At 67.9% G+C, this 368-nt stretch carries 1 protein-coding gene; it reads right to left on the reverse strand.

The window, feature by feature from the left end; all coding sequences use genetic code 11:
* Positions 1–368 (reverse strand): CBS domain-containing protein (locus EN804_RS35155; protein WP_135922340.1); only part of this gene is annotated, 368 nt, incomplete at both ends.

The raw sequence follows: 368 nt of genomic DNA on the forward strand, positions 1-368 counted from the left end.
TTTGTCAGCTCGCGCAGACCGACCGCGCCGGTAAGTTTGCCGTCCGCGCCGACCACCGGCAAGGTGCGGATGTTGTGGTCGATCAGCTGTTTGCGTGCCTCGTCGGCCGTGGCCGTTTCCGGCACCGAGATCACATCGCGGGACATGATGTCCCGGCAAAGCAGCGTGCGCTGCGCGCGCACCATCGCCTGCAATTCGACCTGGCGCAGCAGCCTTTCGATGTCCTCGCGGTCGATGTCGAAAGTCTCGTCGAGCGCCGCAAGCGCGGCATCGACATCCTCGGGCCGGAAGCCGACGCGCTCCGCCGGCGGCCGGTCGGCGGTGCCGTGGCTGCTGGCCGCCGGCACATGCACATGCGGATAGTTGCG

Origin of the sequence: Mesorhizobium sp. M8A.F.Ca.ET.161.01.1.1 (assembly GCF_004792105.1) — a bacterium.
GTDB lineage: Bacteria > Pseudomonadota > Alphaproteobacteria > Rhizobiales > Rhizobiaceae > Mesorhizobium.